Annotated in this window: 16 protein-coding genes; 7 read left to right on the top strand and 9 right to left on the bottom strand. The window is 74.2% G+C overall.

The features are described 5' to 3' along the window. Positions 1-31: 31 nt before the first annotated feature. Together KPF22_RS20610 and KPF22_RS20605 are read left to right on the top strand one after the other, a co-directional pair. Positions 32-1,588 carry an APC family permease gene (locus KPF22_RS20610; RefSeq protein WP_224403046.1) on the top strand — a complete coding sequence of 519 codons (1,557 nt, stop codon included), beginning with the start codon at positions 32-34 and terminating at the stop codon, positions 1,586-1,588. Then, positions 1,585-3,144: a GMC family oxidoreductase gene (locus KPF22_RS20605; protein ID WP_224403045.1), complete on the top strand. Its 1,560-nt coding sequence runs from the start codon at positions 1,585-1,587 to the stop codon at positions 3,142-3,144. The genes KPF22_RS20610 and KPF22_RS20605 overlap by 4 nt, the downstream gene beginning before the upstream one ends. A 16-nt stretch (positions 3,145-3,160) precedes the next feature. Here KPF22_RS20605 and KPF22_RS20600 read toward each other — a convergent pair whose 3' ends face one another. From KPF22_RS20600 to KPF22_RS20590, 3 genes are read right to left on the bottom strand one after another with little or no spacing between them, the layout of a single operon-like run. Beyond that, positions 3,161-3,742 (bottom strand): AAA family ATPase, encoded by a 582-nt coding sequence (locus tag KPF22_RS20600; RefSeq protein WP_208824281.1) that lies wholly within the window; start codon positions 3,740-3,742, stop codon positions 3,161-3,163. Then, the gene (locus KPF22_RS20595; protein WP_224403044.1) at positions 3,739-5,025 is read right to left on the bottom strand and encodes an MFS transporter; all 1,287 of its coding nucleotides are present in this window, start codon (positions 5,023-5,025) and stop codon (positions 3,739-3,741) included. Before KPF22_RS20595 ends, KPF22_RS20600 begins: the two co-directional genes overlap by 4 nt. Positions 5,026-5,072: 47 nt before the next feature. Continuing rightward, positions 5,073-5,720: a bifunctional 4-hydroxy-2-oxoglutarate aldolase/2-dehydro-3-deoxy-phosphogluconate aldolase gene (locus KPF22_RS20590; protein ID WP_208824285.1), complete on the bottom strand. Its 648-nt coding sequence runs from the start codon at positions 5,718-5,720 to the stop codon at positions 5,073-5,075. A gap of 96 nt (positions 5,721-5,816) precedes the next feature. Between KPF22_RS20590 and KPF22_RS20585 the strand changes: the two genes are divergently transcribed. Next, positions 5,817-6,611: a DeoR/GlpR family DNA-binding transcription regulator gene (locus KPF22_RS20585; protein WP_224403043.1), complete on the top strand. Its 795-nt coding sequence runs from the start codon at positions 5,817-5,819 to the stop codon at positions 6,609-6,611. A 4-nt stretch (positions 6,612-6,615) separates the two neighbouring features. Here the strand turns inward: KPF22_RS20585 and KPF22_RS20580 are convergent, their stop codons facing one another. After that, on the bottom strand, positions 6,616-9,054 hold the full coding sequence (locus tag KPF22_RS20580; protein ID WP_224403042.1) for a glycoside hydrolase family 3 C-terminal domain-containing protein: 2,439 nt from the start codon (positions 9,052-9,054) through the stop codon (positions 6,616-6,618). A 60-nt stretch (positions 9,055-9,114) separates the two neighbouring features. On the opposite strand from KPF22_RS20580, the gene KPF22_RS20575 reads away from it, so the two are divergent. Then, positions 9,115-9,774: a TetR/AcrR family transcriptional regulator gene (locus KPF22_RS20575; RefSeq protein ID WP_224403041.1), complete on the top strand. Its 660-nt coding sequence runs from the start codon at positions 9,115-9,117 to the stop codon at positions 9,772-9,774. Positions 9,775-9,791: 17 nt separating this feature from the next. Here the strand turns inward: KPF22_RS20575 and KPF22_RS20570 are convergent, their stop codons facing one another. Both KPF22_RS20570 and KPF22_RS20565 read right to left on the bottom strand, forming a co-directional pair. Then, positions 9,792-10,559, bottom strand: a complete 768-nt coding sequence (locus tag KPF22_RS20570; protein ID WP_208824293.1) for a helical backbone metal receptor — start codon at positions 10,557-10,559, stop codon at positions 9,792-9,794. An 81-nt stretch (positions 10,560-10,640) separates the two neighbouring features. Next, on the bottom strand, positions 10,641-11,540 hold the full coding sequence (locus KPF22_RS20565) for a LysR family transcriptional regulator (protein WP_224403040.1): 900 nt from the start codon (positions 11,538-11,540) through the stop codon (positions 10,641-10,643). A gap of 67 nt (positions 11,541-11,607) precedes the next feature. Here KPF22_RS20565 and KPF22_RS20560 point away from each other — a divergent pair, with 67 nt between their 5' ends. Together KPF22_RS20560 and KPF22_RS20555 are read left to right on the top strand one after the other, a co-directional pair. After that, positions 11,608-12,855: an MFS transporter gene (locus tag KPF22_RS20560; protein ID WP_224403039.1), complete on the top strand. Its 1,248-nt coding sequence runs from the start codon at positions 11,608-11,610 to the stop codon at positions 12,853-12,855. A 446-nt stretch (positions 12,856-13,301) separates the two neighbouring features. Continuing rightward, positions 13,302-14,717, top strand: coding sequence for an MFS transporter (locus KPF22_RS20555; RefSeq protein WP_208825966.1), 1,416 nt, complete (start codon positions 13,302-13,304; stop codon positions 14,715-14,717). A 36-nt stretch (positions 14,718-14,753) separates the two neighbouring features. Here KPF22_RS20555 and icmF read toward each other — a convergent pair whose 3' ends face one another. Next, positions 14,754-17,993, bottom strand: coding sequence for a fused isobutyryl-CoA mutase/GTPase IcmF (icmF, locus tag KPF22_RS20550; protein ID WP_208825967.1), 3,240 nt, complete (start codon positions 17,991-17,993; stop codon positions 14,754-14,756). A gap of 114 nt (positions 17,994-18,107) precedes the next feature. Then, positions 18,108-18,491 carry a hypothetical protein gene (locus KPF22_RS20545; protein WP_208825968.1) on the bottom strand — a complete coding sequence of 128 codons (384 nt, stop codon included), beginning with the start codon at positions 18,489-18,491 and terminating at the stop codon, positions 18,108-18,110. On the opposite strand from KPF22_RS20545, the gene KPF22_RS20540 reads away from it, so the two are divergent. Continuing rightward, positions 18,490-19,359 carry a maleylpyruvate isomerase family mycothiol-dependent enzyme gene (locus KPF22_RS20540; RefSeq protein WP_224403038.1) on the top strand — a complete coding sequence of 290 codons (870 nt, stop codon included), beginning with the start codon at positions 18,490-18,492 and terminating at the stop codon, positions 19,357-19,359. The two genes, KPF22_RS20545 and KPF22_RS20540, sit on opposite strands and share 2 nt — an antisense overlap. A 22-nt stretch (positions 19,360-19,381) precedes the next feature. Here KPF22_RS20540 and KPF22_RS20535 read toward each other — a convergent pair whose 3' ends face one another. Further along, the gene (locus tag KPF22_RS20535) at positions 19,382-21,103 is read right to left on the bottom strand and encodes an alkaline phosphatase D family protein (protein WP_224403037.1); all 1,722 of its coding nucleotides are present in this window, start codon (positions 21,101-21,103) and stop codon (positions 19,382-19,384) included. Positions 21,104-21,127: the final 24 nt, after the last annotated feature.

The raw sequence follows: 21,127 nt of genomic DNA, 5'->3' as shown, positions 1-21,127 counted from the left end.
TGACGCGACGCAACGGCCCAGGAGGTCCACGATGACCGTTCCCGAACCGACCCGGCGCAACCCGTCCCCGGACACGGACGGCGACGGGGGAGGGCTCGCCGAGTTCGGCTACAGCCAGACCCTCGACCGCAGCATCGGCAAGTTCGCCAGCTTCGCGGCCGGGATCAGCTACATCTCGATCCTGACCGGCACGTTCCAGCTGTTCTACTTCGGCTTCGGCACCGGCGGCGCGGCCTACTGGTGGTCCTGGCCGATGGTGTTCGCCGGCCAGTTCATGGTGGCGCTGTCCTTCGCCGAGCTGGCCGGGCGCTACCCGGTCGCCGGGTCGGTCTACAACTGGTCCAAGCAGCTGGCCGGGCCGACCGTGTCCTGGCTGGCCGGCTGGATGATGTTCACGGCCTCGGTGGTGTCGCTGTCGGCGGTCGCGCTGGCCGCGCAGCTGACCTTCCCCCAGATCTGGTCGGGTTTCCAGCTCGTCGGCGACGCCTCCGACGCCGGCGACGCCGCCGTCAACGGCGTGCTGCTCGGGGCGATCCTCATCGTGCTCACCACGGTCATCAACGCCGTCGGCGTCAAGCTGATGGCGCGGATCAACTCCACCGGGGTGTTCATCGAGCTGATCGCCGCGGTGGTCATCGTCGTGGCGCTGCTGCTGAGCATCCGCAACCCGGTCTCGGTGCTGTTCGAGACCCCGGCACCGGCCGCGGGCGGTGGCGGATACTTCGGCACGTTCCTCGTCGCGGCGCTCGCCTCGGCCTACGTCATGTACGGCTTCGACACCGCCAGCTCGCTCGGCGAGGAGACGGTCGACCCGCGGCGCACCGCCCCGGCGGCGATCCTGCGCGCGGTGATCGCCTCGTTCGTGCTCGGCGGGCTGATCCTGCTCGGCATCATCCTGGCCGCACCGGACCTGGCCGACCCGCGCCTGGGCAGCAAGGACGGCGGTGGGCAGCTCGTGCTGCTGGAGGTCGCCGGCGGCACGATCGGCCGGATCTTCCTGATCACCATCAGCATCGCGGTGATCGTCTGCCTGCTGGCCGTGCACACGGCCGCGATCCGGCTGATGTTCGCGATGGCCCGGGACAACGCGCTCCCGGCCGGCTCGGTGCTGGCGCGCATCGACCCGAAGCACAAGACGCCGGTGGTGCCGGCGATCGTCGTCGGTGTCGTCGCGATCCTGATCCTGGTCGCGAACGTCGGTGTGCCCGAGGTGTTCACCGCGGTCACCAGCGTGGCGATCATCATGATCTACATCGCGTACCTGCTGGTCACGGTGCCGATGCTGGTCCGGCGGCTGCGCGGGCACTGGCCGGACGAGGGGCAGAAGGGGTACTTCTCGCTGGGACGTCTGGGTCTGCCGGTGAACGTGCTGGCGGTGCTGTGGGGCGCGGCGATGGCGATCAACCTGGCCTGGCCGCGCGAGGAGGTCTACGGCACCGGGTGGCTGCGGTTCATCGCGTTCCTGTTCATCGGCGTCGTGGCACTGGCCGGACTGACGTGGTTCCGGCTGCGTGGCCGCCACGGACTGGGCTGCCTGCCCGAGCACCGGGCGAAGGAGATCGAGCAGGGCATGGGGGAGACGGCATGACCGACCGGTTCGACTACGTCGTGGTGGGCGGCGGCTCGGCGGGCTGTGCGCTCGCGGCGCGGCTCTCCGAGGATCCCGCCGTGCGGGTGCTGCTGCTGGAGGCGGGCCCGTCCGACGTCGGCGACCCGAACATCCTGCGGCTCACCGACTGGATGGCGCTGCTCGACTCCGGCTACGACTGGGACTACCCGGTCGAGCCGCAGGAGCGCGGCAACTCCCACATGCGCCACGCCCGCGCGAAGGTGCTCGGCGGCTGCGGCTCGCACAACTCCTGCATCGCCTTCTGGACCCCGCGCGAGGACCTCGACGAGTGGGCCGCGTCCGGCCTGACCGGCTGGTCCGCCGACGAGTGCTGGCCACTGATCCGGCGCCTGGAGACCAACGACGGCGACTGGGACGGCCACGGCCGCTCCGGCCCGGTCAACCTCATGCAGATCCCGGCGAAGGATCCCTGCGGCGACGCCGTGCTGGCGGCCGCCGCGCAGGTCGGCATGCCGACGGTGCGGTTCAACGAGGGTCACACCGTCACCGACGGCGCCGGGTACTTCCAGATCAACTCCTTCCCCGACGGCACCCGCGCGTCGGCCTCGGTGTCCTACCTGCACCCGATCCTGGACTCCCGCCCGAACCTGGAGGTGCGCACTGACTGCTGGGCCTCGCAGGTGCTGTTCGACGGCACCCGCGCCACCGGCGTCGAGTACCAGCGGGGGATCGGCCCGGGCCGCGAGACCGCGCACGCCGAGCGCGAGGTGATCCTCTCCGCGGGGGCGATCGACACCCCCAAGCTGCTGATGCTCTCGGGCATCGGCCCGGGGGAGCACCTGCGCGAGTTCGGCATCGAGGTCCGCTCGGACCTGCCCGGCGTCGGCTCGAACCTCGACGACCACGTCGAGGGCCTGGTCTTCTGGGACGCGGCGAAGCCGATGGTCACCGAGTCGACCCAGTGGTGGGAGATCGGGCTGTTCCACCGCACCGACCCGGCCCTGGACCGGCCGGACCTGATGATGCACTACGGCTCGGTGCCGTTCGACATGAACACGCTGCGCTGGGGCTACCCGACCACCGACAACGGGTTCTGCCTCACCCCGAACGTCACCCGCGGCCGGTCCCGGGGCACCGTGCGGCTGCGCACCCGCGACTTCCGGGACCGGGCCCGGGTCGACCCGCGCTACTTCACCGACCCCGAGGGCCACGACATGCGGGTGATGACCGCGGGCGTCCGGCTGGCCCGCCGCATCGCCGAGCAGCCGCAGCTGAAGGAGTGGATCGCCGCCGAGCTGGCGCCGGGCCCGGACGCCGTGACCGACGACGAGCTCGCCGACTACATCACCAAGACCCACAACACCGTGTACCACCCGGCGTGCACCGCGCGGATGGGCGCCGACGGCGACCCGGGCGCCGTCCTGGACCCGCAGCTGCGGGTCCGCGGGGTGCAGGGCCTGCGGGTCGCCGACGCGTCGGCGATGCCGTTCCTGCCGGCGATCAACCCGAACATCACCACGATGATGATCGGGGAGAAGTGCTCGGACCTGGTGCGGGCCGCGCACGCCGGCTGACCCGGACCGGACCGGCTCAGCCGGGAACGGCCGCCAGGAGCCGGTCGACGAGGTCGTCGACCGGCACGTCGTCGGCGGAGTTGTCCAGCGTCACGTGCGTCGCGCCGGTCCAGTGGCAGGTGCGCCCGCCGGCGGAGGCCCAGAACCGGTCCCAGTCGGCGAGTTTCCCCCGGTCGCGGGCCAGCCCGCGACGCGCGACGCGCTCCCGCACCGTCGCGCCGTCGGCGTGCACCTGCACGACGACGGCCGCGGCGGTGCCGGGGACCGCGTGCTCGCGGCGCCGTGCCCCGAGGTGGCCCTTCTCGTCGAACCAGCGCAGGAACGGCGCGTCGAGCACCACCGGCCGGTCGAGCCGCAGGTTCGCCGCGGCGAGCCGCCACAGCGCCGCGTACTCCAGGTCCATCACGACGTCGCGGTAGTACGGGTTGTCGTCACGGCCGTGCGGGTCGGTGCCCGCGGCGGCGAGCAGTGCCTCGGTGAACCCGGTGGCCACGTCGTCCTTGTCCAGGTAGGCGCCGCCGACCCGCTGGGCGAGTCGGCGGGCGACCCCCGACTTGCCCGAGCCCGCGGGGCCGACGACCAGGTACAGCGCGCTCACGACCGGTCCCGCACGAAGGCGCCGTAGGACAGCGCGCCGAGCAGCAGCAGTGCCCCGCCGACCACGAACACCCACGTGTAGCTGCCGCCGGTCGCGGCGAGGATGGCCCCGGTGACCACCGGTGCGACCGCCGCGCCGACGAAGCCGCCGAAGTTCTGGATCGCGCCGAGCGAGGCCACCTGGTGGGCCGGTGCGATGTCCGCGGCCAGCGTCCACAGGCAGCCGATCGGCACCTGGGCCGCGAAGTACCCCAGGCTGAGCAGGGCGATCACCGACGGGACGTGCGTGACGAACGCGGCCGGCAGCACCGCCGCGGCGGCGAGCACGGCACCGCCGACGATCGGGATCTTGCGCGCCCGCACGGTGGACACCCCGGCGCCGATGAGCCGCCCGGACAGCCAGCCGCCGAACAGCACGCCGACCACGCCGCACAGGAACGGGAGCGCGGCCAGCCAGCCGCTCTCCTTGAGCGAGAAGCCCAGCGAGGTCTGCAGGTAGCTGGGCAGCCAGGTCAGGTAGACCCAGACGGTGTAGAAGATGCCGAACGCGCCCAGGACCATGAACCAGGTGTTCGGGCGCCGCAGCAGGGTTCCCCAGCCGACCTTCGCGGTGTCCGGCACGACCGGGCCGGCGGCGAGGGCCTCCTCGGCGTGGATCGCGGCCTGCTCGCGCAGCGTGGGGTCGCGGTAGATCCGCAGCCAGACCAGCGCCACGACGACGCCGAGCGCACCGACGACCAGGAACATGCCGCGCCAGGACATCGTGAGCATGAGGAAGGTCAGCAGCGGCGGCGCGATCGCGTTCGCGACCTGGGAGCCGGTGTTGACCAGTGCCACCGGCAGGGCCCGCTCCGAGCGGCCGAACCACCGCTGGTTCACCGACAGCGCGGCGGTGAAGAACGGCGCCTCGGTGACGCCGAGCGCGACCCGCAGCGCGTAGAGCGCGCCGAAGGACTGGGCGGCCGCGGTGACCATCCCGACCAGCGACCAGGCGGCCGAGGCCGCGGCGAACATCCACTTCGGGCCGAACCGGTCGACGAGGTAGCCGGCCGGGAGGTTCGCGATCGCGTAGGGCCAGGCGAACGCCGACAGCAGCAGACCCATCTCGACCGGGCCGAGCCCGAACTCCTCGGCGATGGTCGTGTTGGCCACGCTGAGCGTCGAGCGGTCCAGGTAGTTGACGATCCCGCCGATGAGCAGGAACGCCACGAGGACCCAGCGGATGCGGGGCGGCCGTTGCGGGGTGGTGGACGTCGCCGCCGCGCTGCTCGCGGTGTCGGTCATGCAGTCACTCCTTCGTAACCGGGTGGAGAGGGTGGTGCCGGGGAGGGTCAGGCCCGGGCGTCGGCGACCGCCGCCAGGAAGTCCGCGGCGGCCGCGGTGACCCGCGACATGTCGCCGTCGGGGCGGGCGGCCTTGGTGACGGCGCTGCCGACACCGACCGCGTGCACGCCGGCGGCGAACCAGTCCTTCACGTTGCCGGTGGAGACCCCACCAGCGGGGACCAGCGACGCCTGGGGGAGCGGCGCGAGCAGGGCCCGCGCGTAGTCCGGGCCCGCGTTCTCGGTCGGGAACAGCTTGACCAGGTCGGCGCCGGCCTCGAGGGTCGCGACGACCTCGGTCGGGGTGTAGGCCCCGCTGACCGAGACGGCGCCGTACCGTTGGGCGGCGCGGATCATGCCGGGCGACAGGTGCGGGCTGACCAGCAGGCGCGCCCCGGCCCGGACGGCGGCGAACGCCGCCGCCTCGTCCAGCACGGTCCCGACGCCGACCGCGACGCCGTCGCCCGCGAACTCGCGCGACAGCGTCCGGACGACGTCGAGCGCCCCCGGCACCGAGTAGGTGATCTCGAGGACCCGGACACCGCCGGCGACGGCCGCACGGGCGACCGCGAGGGCCTCCTCGGGGTCGTCGAGCCGGACGATGAGGATCGTCCCGGTGCGGTCCACGGCATTGAGAACATCCAGCTTCCGTAACATCGAGGCACACGCTAGCACCAGGATTCACACGAGAGAACAGCATGTGTGAATCTGTGTGACAGCTCGTACGATCGACCCGTGGAGACGGAGGGGCACGTGGCGGCACCGCTCATCCCGGAGGAGCGTCACCAGGAGCTGCTGCGCCTGCTGCGCCGCTCCGGGGTGCTCAGCATCCGGACGCTGACCGGGCTGATGGGCGTCTCGCACATGACGGTGCGGCGCGACATCGCGACCCTGGAGGAGGCCGGCCGGGTCGTCGCCGTCCAGGGCGGGGTGCGGCTGGTCGAGGAGCCCGGCCGCCCGCCGCGGGCGCGCGCCGGACGCGCGGCGCTGGAGCTGCCGCGCAAGCGGGCGATCGCGGAGCACGCCGCGTCCCTGGTGGACGACGGCATGGTCGTCTTCCTCGACGCCGGCACGACCTGCGAGTCGGTCGTCGCCCACCTCGCGGGGCGCAGCGGGGTCACGGTGGTGACCAACGACTTCGGCACCGTCCGGGCGCTGCACGGGCTCTCCGGGATCGACGCCGTGCACACCGGCGGTGCGGTCGACCCGGACAGCGACTCGGCCTCCGGGCCGCTGGCCGCCGCGACCCTCGGGGCGCTCGCGGTGGACCTGTGCTTCCTGAGCACCGGGTCCTGGGACGCCGGGCGGGGCGTGACCATCCACGCCACGGACAAGGTCACGCTCAAGCGCGCGGCGATGGCGGCGGCCGGCCGGCGGGTGCTGCTCGCCGACAGCACCAAGTACGGCACCCACGAGCGCTTCCGGGTCGCCGGGCTCGACGAGCTGGACCTCGTGGTGACCGACGACGAGCTCCCCGCGGCGGAGGCCCGCCGGATCGAGGAGCTCGGCGCCGGCCTGCACCGGGTGCCCGCACCCGCCGCGGGCTGACCGCTCAGCCCTCGCCGACGACCTCCACCGTCGCGTGCAGCGGGGTGTCGGCCACGGAGAACCCGAGGTGCAGGTCGTAGGTCCCCGGCTCGGTCGCCCACGTCCCGCCCGCACGGTGGCGGAACGCGCGCCGCGACACCGCCACGGTGGCCGTCGTCGTGCCGGGGGCGGCGTCGACGACCGCCCAGCCGGCCAGCCAGCGGGCGGGCCGCTCGACGTCGGAGCCGGCCCGGGACAGGTAGGCCTGCACGACCTGGCGGCCCGCCCGGTCGCCGGTGTTGGTCAGGGTGACCGTCACCGCGACGCCGTCGGCCGACCAGGGCCCGGCGACGGCGTCGTCGAGGGTCCAGGTGGTGTAGCCGAGCCCGTGCCCGAACGGGTACGCCGGCGTCTCGCCGTGGCGCAGCCAGTTGCGGTGCCCGACGTGCACGCCCTCGTCGTAGCGCAGCACGCCGCCGGTCGGGCGCCCGGACAGCACCGAGCGCTCCCCGCCGGTGGCGGGCCAGGTGGTCGGCAGCCGCCCGCCCGGCTCGGCGTGCCCGAGCAGCACGTCGGCGACGGCGTCGCCGAAGCGCTCCCCGCCGAACCAGCCGAGCAGCACCGCGGCCACCTCGTCGCGCCAGGGCAGCAGCACCGGGGCGCCGGAGTTGACCACCACCACGGTGCGCGGGTTGGCTGCGGCGACGGCCCGGACCAGGTCGTCCTGGTGGCCGGGCAGTGCCAGCGAGGTGCGGTCGAAGCCCTCGCTCTCGATCCGGTCGCTGGTCCCGACCACGACGACGGCGACGTCGCAGTCCGCCGCCAGCGCGGCCGCCGCGGCCACCTCGGCCTGCGGGTCGGCGACGACGGTCTCGGTCCCGACGGTGAGCGCGAACAGCGCCATGCCGGCCTCGCCGCCGGACGGGCGGAACCGGAAGACCAGGTCGACCGGTCCGTCGGTGCCGACCTCCCCGGTCACCGAGGGGGCCTCGAAGATCGCCGCGCCCGGACCCTCGTCGCCGGTCAGGACGGCCTCGGTGTCGAGCACCGCCGTCCCGTGGGCGTGCACCGTCACGTGCCCGACGGCGGCGGCCCCGACCCGGTGCGTCCCGGGCCCGGGTGCCCACCGCACCGACACCTCGACGGTCTCGGCGCCGTCGGGGATCTCGGCGCCCATCCAGATCAGCGAGGCGCCGAGCCGGTGCTCGCTGCGCAGCGCGGAGCCGTCCGCGGCGCGGAACACCGCGCGCAGTCCGGGTTCCCCGGTGACCGGGTCGGTGATCGTGGCCGGGTCGAAGGGCTGCACGCCCTCGGCGACCTGCGCGCCCAGCCGGTACCGCACCCGGTCCTCGCCGAGCGCGGCGCGCAGCCCGTCCAGCGGCGCGACGACCGCAACGGGCCGGACCGTGGCGCTCCCGCCGCCCTGGGTGCGGGCGAGCGCGGCGTTGTGCCCGAGCACCGCGACCGTGCCGAGCGACGAGGCGTCCCACGGCAGCTCGCCGGTGTTGCGGAGCAGGACGCTGCCCGCGGCGGCGAGCCCGCGGGCCACGGCGGCGCCGTCCTCGGCGGCCGGGGCGGCGGGCGGCGTCGGTGCCCCCTCCAGCGCGCCGACCCGGGCGGCCAGGCGCAGCAGCCTCCGCAGCTTGCCGTCGACGACGGCCTCGTCGACCTCGCCGTCGCGCACCGCGGCGACCAGGCGCTCGCCCCAGGCGCCCACCGGGCCGGGCATCACCAGGTGCTGCTCGGCGCGCGCCGACGCGACCGTGGTGCGCACCGCGCCCCAGTCCGACATCACGAGCCCGTCGAAGCCCCACTCGCCGGTGAGCGGCTCGGCGAGCAGCGGGTTCTCGCTCATCGTCGCCCCGTTGACTCCGTTGTAGGCCGACATCACCGCCCACGCCCCGGCCCGGGTGACGGCCGGTTCGAACGCGGCCAGGTACAGCTCGTGCAGCGCCCGCTCGTCGACCGCGTCGTCCACGGTGAAGCGCTCGGACTCGGCGTCGTTGGCGACGTAGTGCTTCGGTGTCGCGGCGACCCCGTGCGCCTGCAGTCCCTCCACGTAGGCCGCGGCGAGCTCGCCGGTCAGCAGCGGGTCCTCCGACAGCGCCTCGAAGTGGCGGCCGCCGAAGGGGGTGCGGTGCAGGTTGATCGTCGGCCCGAGGACGACGTCGGCGTGCTGCCGGCGGGCCTCGGCGCCGAGGGCCGACCCGTAGCGGCGGGCGAGCTCCGGGTCCCAGGTCGCCCCCAGCGCCGTCGACGACGGCAGCGACAGCGACGGTGACCGCTCGTCGAAGCTCTCCCCGCGCACCCCGGACGGCCCGTCCGACAGCACCATCCGGCGCAGCCCGATCGCGGGCTCGGCCGGGGTGGACCAGAAGTCGGCCCCGGTCAGCAGCCGGACCTTCGCCTCCAGGTCGAGCCGGGCGATGAGTGTGGTGAGCAGGTCCTCGTCGACGGAAGGCATGGGCCCACCGTACCCGTGAAAACCTAGTGACACTCGGGATTCGTGGGCTAGCCTCGACCGGTGACGACGGCACGCGGGCGCTACGCCAAGGGGCGGCAGCGGCGGGAGCAGATCCTGGACACGGCGCTGGAGGTGTTCGCGACCGGCGGGTTCCACGCGTCGTCGACGAAGGAGATCGCGCGCCGGGTCGGGGTCAGCGAGCCGACCCTGTTCCACTACTTCGGGTCCAAGCAGGCGCTGCTGGTCGCGGTGCTGCAGGCCCGCGACGAGCGCTCCGCCGCCGCGCGCGCCGAGCCCGGGACCGGCCCCGAGGCGCTGCTGGAGACCGTGCGCGACAACGGGTCCGAGCCCGGTCTGGTCCGGCTGTACGCGGTCACCTCGGCCGAGGCGACCGACCCGGGCCACGCCGCCCACGACTGGTTCGCCCGGCGCTACGACCGGCTGCGCACCGCGCTCACCGCGGAGCTGGAGACCGGAGCGGATCCGGGTGCGGACCCCGGTGCCGACCCCGGAGCGGGCGCGGCGCCCGCCGGGGAGCTCACCCCGGACCGGGTGGCCCGGCTGCTGCTGGCCGCGGCCGACGGGCTGCAGGTCCAGTGGCTGCTCGACCGCCCTCCCGGCGGCGACCCGGCCGCCCCGGCCGACCCCGCCGGTCCCGGCGGGTTCGACATGGCGGCCGACCTGCGTGCCCTCGTCGCGGCGCTCGTCCCGCCGCGGTGACGACGCCCGGGGGGCGCTCAGCGGGTCCCGAGCGCGGCGGGCAGCTCCCGCGCCGCCTCCACCAGGCTCGGCCCGTACCAGGTCAGCAGCCGCCCGCTGACCAGCGCCGACGGCGCGTCGAACGCCTCGGGCCCGTCGTCGGCGGTGAACAGGTACGGCTCGTCGGGCAGCACGACGAGGTCGTGCTCCGGCAGCGCCGCGGGGTCGATCCGCGGGTAGCGCCCGGGGGAGCCGGCGAGCGCGTTGTCGATCCCGAGCCGTTCCAGCACCGCGCCGGTGAAGGTGTCCGAGCCGACGGCCATCCACGGCCGCCGCCAGATCGGCACGACGGCGCGCCGCCGCGGCGACGCGGGCTCCACGGCCGCCCACAGCTCGCGGGCCTCGCGCAGCCAGCCGGGCTCGCCGAGCCCGCAGGCGGCGAGCAGCCGGCCCAGCGAGGCGAGGCCGCCGTCGACGTCACGGATGTCGGTGACGTAGACCGGCAGCCCCGCGGCGCGCAGCGCGTCCAGGTCGGGGAGACGGTTCTCCTCCTGGTTGGCGACGACCAGGTCCGGGGCCAGCGCGACGATCCGCTCGACGTCGGGGTTCTTCGTCCCCCGGATCCGTTCCGCGCCGAGGTCGCCGGGGTGGGTGCACCAGTCGGTCGCGCCGACGACGACGCCGGGCGCGGTCGCCTCCAGCGCCTCGGTCAGTGACGGCACGATCGACACGACCCGCCGCACGGTGCCCGGGATCGGGACCTCGCGACCCTCGTCGTCGACCGGCGCCGCAGTCCGCGCAGTCATGGGCCGACGGTATCCCGGGGGCCGGGCCGGACGCGTCCCTGTCCGGCACCGCGGCCGTCCGCCGGGTCCGCCGACCCCGGTTCACCCGTGTTCGGCCAGCCACCGTGGCCCGTGCCGGACGACGAACGCCCGCAGGTCCCGCACCGGCGCCGTCGGCCGCGGGTCGGCCGCGTGCACCATCCCCAGCGTCCGCACGGTGTGCGGGCTGCGCACCGGCACCTGCACCACCCCCGGCACGTCCGGCCCGGCGGGGAGCAGCGCGACGCCCAGCCCGGCCCCGACCAGGCCGCGCAGCGTCGCCGTCTCCCCGCCCTCGAACGCCCGGCGCGGGCGGAACCCGGCCTGCGCGCACCACGACTCCACCACCCCCTGCAGCCCGTAGCCGCGGGCGAACAGCAGGAACGGGTCGTCGGCGACCTCGGCGAGGTCCGCGGCACCCGCGCGCGCCAGCCGGTGCCCGGACGGCACGGCGAGGCGCAGCTCCTCCTCGGCGAGCGGGGTCGCGACCAGGCCGGGCTCGTCGGGCACGGGGGAGGTGAGGGCCAGGTCGACCCGGCCGTCGCGGACCCGTTCCAGCAGTGCCGCGTGCGGCACCTGCACCAGCTCGATCCGCACCCGCGGGTGGTGCTCCCGGAACTCCCGCAGGATCCCCGGCACCGCGGAGGTGCCCATCGTCCCGAGGAAGCCGAGCGCGACCCGGCCGGTGACCGGGTCGGCGTCGCCCGCCAGCTCGGCGACGCCCGCACCGAGCTCGGCCAGTGCGGCCTCGGCCCGAGGCAGCAGCGTCCGTCCGGCCGCGGTCAGCGCCAGCCCGCGCCCGGACCGCCGGAACAGCGCGACGCCCAGCTCGCCCTCCAGTCGGGCGATCGCCCGCGACAGCGTGGGCTGCGGGACCCCGATCCGCTCCGCGGCGCGGGTGAGGTGACCGTCGCGCGCGACCGCGACGAAGCGGTGCAGCGCCGGCGCCAACGACTCATGCATCAACGCATGGTACGTCGACGAAGCATGCATTGGACGCATCCGACGTCGGCACCTACGGTCGTGTGCGATGACAACGACCGAGCGTCCCCCGGCTCCGACCGCCACCCGGCCCGCCCCGCCCCATGAGCGCGGCACCCCCGGCTACCGGCGGCTCGGCATCGCCCTGTGGCTCTCGGGTCTGGCGACGTTCGTGCTGGTCTACAGCGTGCAGGGGCTGCTGCCGACGCTCTCGGCGGAGTTCGGCGTGCCCTCGTCGACGGCCAGCCTGGTCCTGTCGGCGACGACCGGCACCCTCGCCCTCGCCGTACTGCCGCTGTCCGCGCTCACCGAGTCCTGGGGCCGCGCGCGGGTCATGACCTGGGCGCTCGCGGCGTCGGCGATCCTCGCACTGCTCGCCCCGCTGGCGCCCACCTTCGAGACCCTCGTCGTCGTCCGCGGGCTGCAGGGCATCGCCCTCGCGGCGCTGCCCGCCCTGTCGATGGCCCACCTCACCCACGAGGTCGCGCCGCGGCACCTCGGCGGCGCGGTCGGGCTGCTCATCGCCGGCAACACCCTCGGCGGGCTGTCCGGGCGGCTCGTCGCGTCCTGGGTCGCCGAACTCGGAGGCTGGCGGGCCGGGCTCGCCGCCGTCGGTGCGGTCTCGGTGCTCGCAACCGTCGCGTTCCGGCTGCTCCTGCCGCCCGCGACGGCGCCCGCCCCGGCCCGCACCCGGCTGCGCGATCTCGGCGGACCGCTGCGCCGCCACCTCACCGACCGGGGCCTGCTCTGCCTGTTCGGGATGGCGTTCCTGCTGATGGGCGCGTTCGTGACCGTCTACAACTACCTCGGGTTCCGGCTGCTGGCCCCGCCGTTCTCGCTGCCCGGCACCCTGGTGGGGCTGGTGTTCCTCGGCTACCTCGCCGGCAGCTGGGCCTCCACCGGTGCGGGCAGGCTGGGGGACCGGTTCGGGCGCCGCCCGGTGCTGTGGGTGGCGACGCTGGTCGCGTTCGGCGGGATCTGGGTGACCCTGCCCGACCTCCTCCTCACCACCCTGGCCGGGCTGCTGCTGGTGACCGTCGGCTTCTTCGGCGCCCACTCGGTCGCCAGCTCCTGGGTGGGGCGGCGCTCGGCGATGCTGCCCGGTGCGGTGCCGGCCCAGGCGTCGTCGCTCTACCTGGTCGGCTACTACGCCGGGTCGAGCATCGGCGGCGCCGTCGGCGGAGTCGCCTACGACCACGCCGGCTGGGCGGGTGTCGTCGGCTACGTCAGCGCGCTGCTGGTGGGGGCGCTGGCGCTGGCGCTGGTCCTGCGCCGGACCCCGGCACCCGCGGTGTGAGACGCGCTTATCCCCACCTGGAGCAGTGGCCCGGCGCGTCCACCCCGGCGTTGCTCCGTCGGTGCCACCGCCACCCGACACGCCGTGCCGCGGTGCTCCGCCCGGGTGGTCGACGTCCGCGACGGGACCGGACGCTGTCCGGTTCGTCACCCTCATGGACCAGTGCCCCCGTGTCGACGACTCGTCGTCGTCTGTCACGGTGAGGTCTCGCCCCCAGCACCAGACACATCTTCGGAGGAACCCCGATGCGGAAGGCCGGACGCAAGCTCTCCAAGGCTGCCGAGTCGTTCGTCGAGGCGATCGGCATCCTCGGCGGCTGGAACCGCGGCCGTCGACGCAGTCGCCCCCGCCGCTGAGCCGGTCGGGCGGCCGCCCCGCCCGAGGTGTTTAGCTTGTGGTAAGCACATCATGTCCGGTTCCTCCGGGAAGACAGGTGTGCCGACCACGTGACCGACGCCGCCCACGACACCCACCGCCCGGCCGGGGACGGCTCCGCCGGGCCGCCCGGCGACGACCCGCTGCCCCGGCGTGTGCCGGTCTTCGCCGTCGTCGGTCTGGCGCTGCTGATGTTCTCCCTCGACGGGACGTCGGTCGCCACCGCGCTGACGACGATCAGCGGCGACCTCGGCGCCGACCTGGCCTGGACCGGCTGGGTCGTGACCGTCGCTGCTGTCGGGCAGATCCTGGCGCTGCCACTGGGCGGGTGGCTGTCCGACCGCTTCGGCGGCCGGCGGATGTTCCTGGCCGGGGTCGCCGTGTTCACGGTGATGTCCGGGCTGAGCGCGCTCAGCCCGTCGATCGGTGTGCTCATCGCCTGCCGGCTGGTGCAGGGCCTCGCCGGCGGTGTGATGCTGCCGGCCGCCAACGGGGTCGTCGCGCACCAGTTCGGCCGTGACCGGGACCGGGCGCTCGCGCTGTTCACCAGCGTCTTCCCGATCGGCGCGATCCTCGGGCCGCTGGTCGGCGGGCTGGTGCTCACCACCTGGACCTGGCACGGCATCTTCCTGGTGAACGTGCCGATCGGGATCCTGCTCGTCGCCGTCGGGCTGGCCCTGGTCGACGACCCTCCGCACCGGCGGACCGCGCGGATCGACGCCGCCGGTATCGCGCTGCTCGTCGTGACCCTGCTGGCCACGATGCTCACCATCACCCGGCTCGGCTCGCCGGGGTCGGGGCCCGGCTGGACCGCCCTGGCCGGTGTGGTCGCGCTGACGGCGGGTGCGGTGTTCGTCCGGCACGCCCGGCGACGGCCCGACGCGGTCGTCCCGATGCACCTGCTCGCCGGGCGCGGTCTGGGCATCATGAACGTCACCAACGTCGTCTTCGGCGCCGTGGTGATCGGGTTCTCGGCGACCCTGCCGCTCTACGCCCAGGTCCGCTACGACCTGCCCGCGTTCGTCGCCGGGGCGCTGCTGACCGGCCGCGCGGTCGGCACCATCGTCACCTCGGCGGCCGCGGTCGCGCTGCTGCGCCGGCTGGGCTTCCGGCCGCTGCTGCTCGGTGGCCTGGTCGCCGTCGTCGCCGGGCTGGTGGTCACCGCGGTGGCGCCCCCGTTCGGCGGGCCCACGGTGTGGCTGCTCGCCGGCTCCACCCTGCTCGGGCTGGGCACGGGCCTGTCCGGTCCGGCCGCCAACAACGCCGGCATGCACCTGGTGCCCGACGAGGTCGCCGCGGTGTCCGGGCTGCGCATCATGTTCCGGCAGATGGGTGGAATCGCCGCGGTGTCGGTGCTGACCGCCGCGGTGACCGCCGCCGAGGACCCGGGCGTCGCCGCCGGGGCGGCCTACGGGGTGCTGGCGGTGGCGCTCGCGGCGGTCGGCCTGGCGGCCGCGCGGATCCCGAACCGGCGCGGGCGCTGGTGAGGGAGGCGGGGCCGGGTGGACCGGCCCCGCCCGCCGTCACATGTTGCGCCGGTACTGTCCGCCGACCTCGAAGAACGCCGTGGTCAGCTGACCCAGCGAGCACACCCGCGCGGCACGCATCAGCTCGTCGAACACGTTGCCGTCACCGGTCGCGACGTCCTGCAGCCGCCGCAGCGCCTGCTCGGCCTCGGTGCGGTGCCGGGACTGGAAGTCCGCGAGCCGGTCGAGCTGGGACTGCTTCTCGGCCTCGGTGGCGCGCGCCAGCTCGATCTCCTGGTGCGCCTCGTCCGGGTCGGCGGGCTTGAGGAAGGTGTTGACGCCGACGATCGGCAGCTCACCGGTGTGCTTGCGGTGCTCGTAGAGCATCGACTCGTCCTGGATCCGGCCGCGCTGGTAGCCGGTCTCCATCGCCCCGAGCACACCGCCACGCTCCGCGATCGACTCGAACTCGCGCAGCACCGCCTCCTCCACGAGGTCGGTGAGCTCGTCCACGACGAACGAGCCCTGCAGCGGGTTCTCGTTCAGCGACAGGCCCCACTCCTTGTTGATGATCATCTGGATGGCCATCGCGCGGCGCACCGACTCCTGCGTGGGCGTGGTGACCGCCTCGTCGTAGGCGTTGGTGTGCAGGGAGTTCGCGTTGTCGTAGAGCGCGCAGAGCGCCTGCAGCGTGGTGCGGATGTCGTTGAAGTTCATCTCCTGCGCGTGCAGGGACCGTCCCGAGGTCTGGACGTGGTACTTCAGCTTCTGGGAGCGCTCGTTGGCGCCGTAGCGCTCCTTCATCGCGATCGCCCAGATGCGGCGGGCGACCCGGCCGATCACCGTGTACTCGGCGTCCATGCCGTTGGAGAAGAAGAACGACAGGTTCGGCGCGAAGTCGTCGACGTCCATGCCGCGCGCCAGGTAGCTCTCGACGAAGGTGAACCCGTTGGCCAGGGTGAAGGCGAGCTGGCTGATCGGGTTCGCCCCGGCCTCGGCGATGTGGTAGCCGGAGATGGAGACGGAGTAGAAGTTGCGCACCTTGTGCGCGATGAACCACTCCTGGATGTCGGCCATCATCCGCAGCGAGAACTCGGTGGAGAAGATGCAGGTGTTCTGGCCCTGGTCCTCCTTGAGGATGTCGGCCTGCACCGTGCCGCGGACGTTCGCGAGCGCGTAGGCGACGAGCTCCTCGCGCTCACCCCCGTCGGGCTCGCGGCCCTGCTCGTCGCGGAACCGGTCGACCTGCTGGTCGATGGCGGTGTTGAGGAAGTAGGCGAGGATCGTCGGCGCGGGGCCGTTGATCGTCATCGACACCGAGGTGGTCGGCGAGCACAGGTCGAAGCCGTCGTAGAGGGCCTTGAGGTCGTCCAGGGTCGCGATCGAGACGCCCGAGGTGCCGACCTTGCCGTAGATGTCGGGGCGGGTGTCCGGGTCGTGGCCGTAGAGGGTGACCGAGTCGAACGCCGTCGACAGGCGCTTGGCGTCCGAGCTCTCCGACAGGTACTTGAACCGCCGGTTGGTGCGGAACGGGTCGCCCTCGCCGGCGAACATGCGGGCCGGGTCCTCACCCTCCCGCTTGAACGGGAACACCCCGGCGGTGAAGGGGTAGAAGCCGGGCAGGTTCTCCCGGCGCAGGAAGCGCAGCAGCGCGGCGTCGTCGTCGAACTTCGGCAGCGCGACCCGGCGCACCGGGTTGCCGGACAGCGTCTCGCGCGTCAGCTTCGTGCGGAACTCCTTGTCGCGCACGGTGTAGACGTACTCGTCGCCGGAGTAGTCCGCGACCCGCGACGGCCACGCCTCCAGCAGCTCGGCGGACTCGGCGGGGACCTTCTTCTCGGCGGTGCGCAGCGCCTCGTCGAGGTCGTCGCCGCCGACCAGCTCGGCGGCGGTGCGCAGGTGCTGCGCGGTGCGGGCCGCCCGGGCGTGGGTCTCGGTGTCGGCGTGGTAGTCCCGCACCGCACCGGCGATGTCGGCGAGGTAGCGGACCCGCTCCGGCGGGATGACGGCCGCGTAGTCGCTGGAGGTCTTGGTGTCGACGCGGGGGAGACGCCCCTCGCCCACGGTCAGTCCGCCCTCGGCGAGCAGGTCGCGCAGGTGCTGGTAGAGCGCGGTGACGCCGTCGTCGTTGAAGGTGGCGGCCGAGGTGCCGTAGACCGGCATGTCCTCCCAGGTCGCGCCGAACTCCTCACGGTTGCGCACCAGCTGGCGGCCGACGTCGCGGCGGGCGTCCTCGGCTCCGCGGCGCTCGAACTTGTTGATCGCGACGACGTCGGCGAAGTCCAGCATGTCGATCTTCTCGAGCTGGGACGCGGCGCCGAACTCCGGCGTCATCACGTACAGCGAGTGGTCGACGAACGGGACGATGCCCGCGTCGCCCTGGCCGATGCCGGGCGTCTCGACGACCACCAGGTCGAACCCGGCGGAGCGGAGCACCGCGATGGTGTCGCCGAGCCGCTCGGGCAGCGAGCCGCCGTCGTTGCCGCGGGTGGCGAGGCTGCGGAAGAACACCCGGTCACCGGACAGCGCGTTCATCCGGATGCGGTCGCCGAGCAGCGCGCCACCGCCCTTGCGTCGGGTCGGGTCCACCGCGAGCACCGCGATGCGGAGCTTGTCCTCCTGGTCGAGCCGGAGGCGGCGGACCAGCTCGTCGGTCAGCGAGGACTTGCCGGAGCCGCCGGTGCCGGTGATGCCGAGGACCGGCACCGGGCGCTCGGAGGCGGCGACGCGCTCGCGGACCTCCTCGGGCAGCGTCCCGGACTCCGCGAGGGTCAGTGCCCGCGCCAGCGTCGCGGTCTCCCCGGAGAACAGCCCGTCGAACGACGACGGCGGCTGCGCCGCGAGGTCGGTGTCGCACTCGCGGATCATGATGTTGATCATCCCGGGGAGGCCCAGGTGCTGGCCGTCCTCGGGGGAGAAGATGCGCGCGACGCCGCGGGAGTGCAGCAGCTCGATCTCCTCGGGGACGATCACGCCGCCGCCCCCGCCGTAGACCCTGATGTGGCCGGCGCCGCGCTCGCGCAGCAGCTCGACCAGGTAGGAGAAGTACTCGACGTGCCCGCCCTGGTAGGAGGAGATGGCGACGCCCTGCACGTCCTCCTGGATCGCGGCGGTCACGACCTCGTCGACCGAGCGGTTGTGGCCGAGATGGATCACCTCGGCGCCCTGTCGCTGCAGGATCCGGCGCATGATGTTGATGGCGGCGTCGTGCCCGTCGAACAGGCTGGCCGCGGTCACGAAACGGACCGGGTGCGTGGGGACGTGCAGCTCGGCCTGTGCGTTCGTGTCCGTGCTCATCGGGGACGTTCCTCCCGCCGGGCGGACGGCGGTGTCCCGGCCGGATTAGTTTGACATCCTAGTATCGGACGTACAAGGAACCCGGCGAGCATCACAGGGGTCGTACGGTGCGGGTCAGGCCGCGTCGCGTGCCGCGGGCTCCCCGGTGACCGGAGCGGCCTGCTCGCGGACCCGCCGGGAGTGCCGACCGGTCGGCCAGGAGGTCTCCGGGCCGGTCGCGTCGGGCTCGTCCTCGTGGGCGACCAGGTCGTCGTCGGCGGGTGCGGCGGGGTCCACGACGTCGGACAGCACGCGGCGCGCCCGGGCGAGCTTGCGCGCCCGCCAGCGCTTTCCGGCCAGCCCGGCGACGAGGCCGAGGGTGGGCAGCAGGATCCCGGAGGCGATGACCAGCACCACGGAGTACGCGGGGAATGCGGCCACCAGCAGGAAGGCCGTCAACGGCCAGTACAGCAGGGCCCGCCCCGCGCCCCGTCGCGTCCAGTCGCGATGAGGCGGCATGATCCCTGCCTACCCGAACTCCGCGATCGTCATGCACGACTCGCCGCAACCCACCCACATGTTCCGCGACCGGGGGTACGAATTCATGACCACGACACCGGACCGCACCGCGGTCGACCCGTACGCCGCCGTCCTCCTCGCGGAGAACGACCGGCTGGCCACCCTCCTGACGGCGGCCGATCCGGCCACCCCGGTCCCGACCTGCCCGGGCTGGTCGCTGCTGCAGCTGCTCCGCCACGTCGGGCGCGGGCACCGGTGGGCGGCCCGGATGGTCGCCACCGGCGCCACCGAGGCCCTCGACCCGCGCCAGGTGCCCGGCGGGAAGCCGCCCGAGGGTGGCCCGGAGGTCGCGGCGCAGTGGCTGCGCGACGGCGCGACCGAGCTGCTCGACGCCGTCGTCGCGGCCGGGCCGACCGCGCCGGTGTGGACCTTCACCGGTCCGCAGCCCTCGGCGTGGTGGGTGCGGCGGCGGCTGCACGAGGCGACGGTGCACCGCGCCGACGCCGCCGTCGCGCTCGGGGCGCCGTTCCCGATCGACCCGCAGGTCGCCGCCGACGGCGTCTCGGAGTGGCTGGGCCTGCTCGCCGCCCGCCCCGCCGCCGCCGAGCCGCCGCTCGCCGACGGCGCCACGCTGCACCTGCACTCCACCGACGACGTGCCGGACGCGGCGGGGGAGTGGATGGTGCGCGGCGCGGGAGGGCGCGTGGTCTGGGAGCACGGGCACGGCAAGGGCGACGCCGCCGTCCGCGGCACCGCCGCGGACCTGCTCCGGGGCGTCACCCGCCGCATCCCCGCCGACGACGACCGTCTCCAGGTCCTCGGCGACGCCGAGGTCTGGACGGGCTGGCTGGCCCGTACCGGGTTCTGACGGGCCGTCACCGCGCACCCGGTCAGACCGCCGGGGTGGTCCCCCTCCGCTGCCGGGCGGCCATGGGTGGGGCCTGCGGGGTCAGCACGACCTCGGCCGCGGTGTCGAGCACCGCGGCCGAGCGCGGCCGCTCGAACCGGCACGACGCCCGTCGCCCGTCGGTCTCCAGGGTCGCGACGAGGTTGCCGAACAGCGGACCGGTCGTCCGCTCCCAGGCCACGCCCGCGCTGCCGGTCCCGGTCCGGCGGGTCCAGCGGGTCGTCATCCTGCCCAGCAGCCGCGACCAGGTGATCCGGAACATCACCCGCATCACCGCGGGGACCACGTTGTGCACCGGTGAGCAGGTCAGCTGGTGGACCCGGGTGCCCTCCGGGCCGCGACCCGGCCGGTCCCCGGGGGTGTGGGTGTGCACGTCGGCGACCGCGGCGTAGGAGTGGTGGACGTCGCCGGACAGCACCGACACCGTGGCGGGCGGGGCGTCCCCGGCGCGCGGGCGGCACGCCTCGCGGATCAGGTCGGCGAGCCGGGCGAAGGAGTGCCCGAACGCGGGCCAGTGCTCCAGGTCGGCCTCCTGGCGGGCCCACTCGGCGACGGCGGCGACCCGGCCGGAGCCGTTCGCGCCCTTCTCGGTCGCGGCCTCCAGGTCGGAGATGACCTGGGGCATCAGCCAGGGCACCGAGGTGCCCAGGACGAGGTGGTCCATGTCGCCGGGGGCGAGCGCCTTGGCGGAGATCCAGTCGAACTCGGCGTCGGACACCATCCGGCGCGGCGTGGACTCGACGATCCGTCCGTTGCGGGAGTCGATGACGATCAGCCGGGTGCGGCCGAGCTCCCAGCAGAAGGAGAACCGCTCGTCCTTGTGGGTGTCGTCGCCGTCGCCGGTCTCGCGGTCCCACAGGGCGGCCCGCTCGGACAGCAGCGGCCAGACGTCGCCCTCGGCGGCCTGCACCTCCTGCCAGGTCCGGTCGGCGGCGAGCTCGGCGGGGGAGAGGTTGCCCAGGTGCTGGTGGACCCAGTAGGAGGCCAGGCCGGAGCGGATGCGCTCGGACCACCAGGGCGTGCGGGCGATCTGCTCGCGCCAGGCGCCGGAGGTGTTCCAGTCGTCGCGGACGTCGTGGTCGTCGAAGATCATCGCGGTGGGGACGGTGGAGAGCATCCACCGCACCTCGGGGTCCGACCAGGTGTCGCGGTAGAGGCCCGAGTACTCGTCGAAGCCGACGATCTCGTCGTCGGGCCAGTCCGGGTGCCGCTCCCGCCGCCCGGCGATCCGCCGCCGGGTCTGCGGGGTGAGCTCGTCGGCGTAGACCTGGTCGCCGAGCAGCAGCAGGGTGGTCGGCCAGGTCTCCGGGGGCAGCCCGGCCATCCGGCCGGCGTAGACGTCGAGCGCGTCGAGGCCGTACTGCCGGGCCAGCTTCGGGTCGGCCAGCTTCACGTAGCGGCAGGAGCCGAAGACGATCCGCTGGTGGGCCTCGGTGCCCGCGCCGCGTGTCGCGATCAGGCTCGGCGGGAAAGGCGAGTGCGGCAGCGGCCAGACCTGCTCGCCGTCGAGGTGGACCTCGTAGGCGGTGCGGGTGCCCGGCGCCAGCCCGGTCACCCGCACCAGGGCGAAGTGGTGGCCCGACACCTCGAAGGTCGCGGCGTCGCAGCCGAGCACCGAGACGCGGCACGGGCCGGAGGTCTGCACCCAGACCAGCGCGCTGGTCTCGTCGACGTGCCGCAGCACCGGTCCGAGCAGGAGTGTCACCCGTCCGAGCGTAGTCGTGCCCCG

Origin of the sequence: Pseudonocardia sp. ICBG1034, from assembly GCF_020131375.1 — a bacterium.
Classification (GTDB): domain Bacteria; phylum Actinomycetota; class Actinomycetes; order Mycobacteriales; family Pseudonocardiaceae; genus Pseudonocardia; species Pseudonocardia alni.
This window is presented reverse-complemented; position numbering and strand designations above follow the sequence as displayed.

Coding starts and splice junctions, on each gene's coding strand:
- KPF22_RS20560 (WP_224403039.1), top strand. CDS start 11,608: ATGACAACGACCGAGCGTCCCCCGGCTCCGACCGCCACCCGGCCCGCC.
- KPF22_RS20545 (WP_208825968.1), bottom strand. CDS start 18,491: ATGCCGCCTCATCGCGACTGGACGCGACGGGGCGCGGGGCGGGCCCTG.
- KPF22_RS20580 (WP_224403042.1), bottom strand. CDS start 9,054: ATGCCTTCCGTCGACGAGGACCTGCTCACCACACTCATCGCCCGGCTC.
- KPF22_RS20590 (WP_208824285.1), bottom strand. CDS start 5,720: ATGTTACGGAAGCTGGATGTTCTCAATGCCGTGGACCGCACCGGGACG.
- KPF22_RS20570 (WP_208824293.1), bottom strand. CDS start 10,559: ATGACTGCGCGGACTGCGGCGCCGGTCGACGACGAGGGTCGCGAGGTC.
- KPF22_RS20540 (WP_224403038.1), top strand. CDS start 18,490: ATGATCCCTGCCTACCCGAACTCCGCGATCGTCATGCACGACTCGCCG.
- KPF22_RS20595 (WP_224403044.1), bottom strand. CDS start 5,025: ATGACCGACACCGCGAGCAGCGCGGCGGCGACGTCCACCACCCCGCAA.
- icmF (WP_208825967.1), bottom strand. CDS start 17,993: ATGAGCACGGACACGAACGCACAGGCCGAGCTGCACGTCCCCACGCAC.
- KPF22_RS20565 (WP_224403040.1), bottom strand. CDS start 11,540: ATGCATGAGTCGTTGGCGCCGGCGCTGCACCGCTTCGTCGCGGTCGCG.
- KPF22_RS20610 (WP_224403046.1), top strand. CDS start 32: ATGACCGTTCCCGAACCGACCCGGCGCAACCCGTCCCCGGACACGGAC.
- KPF22_RS20605 (WP_224403045.1), top strand. CDS start 1,585: ATGACCGACCGGTTCGACTACGTCGTGGTGGGCGGCGGCTCGGCGGGC.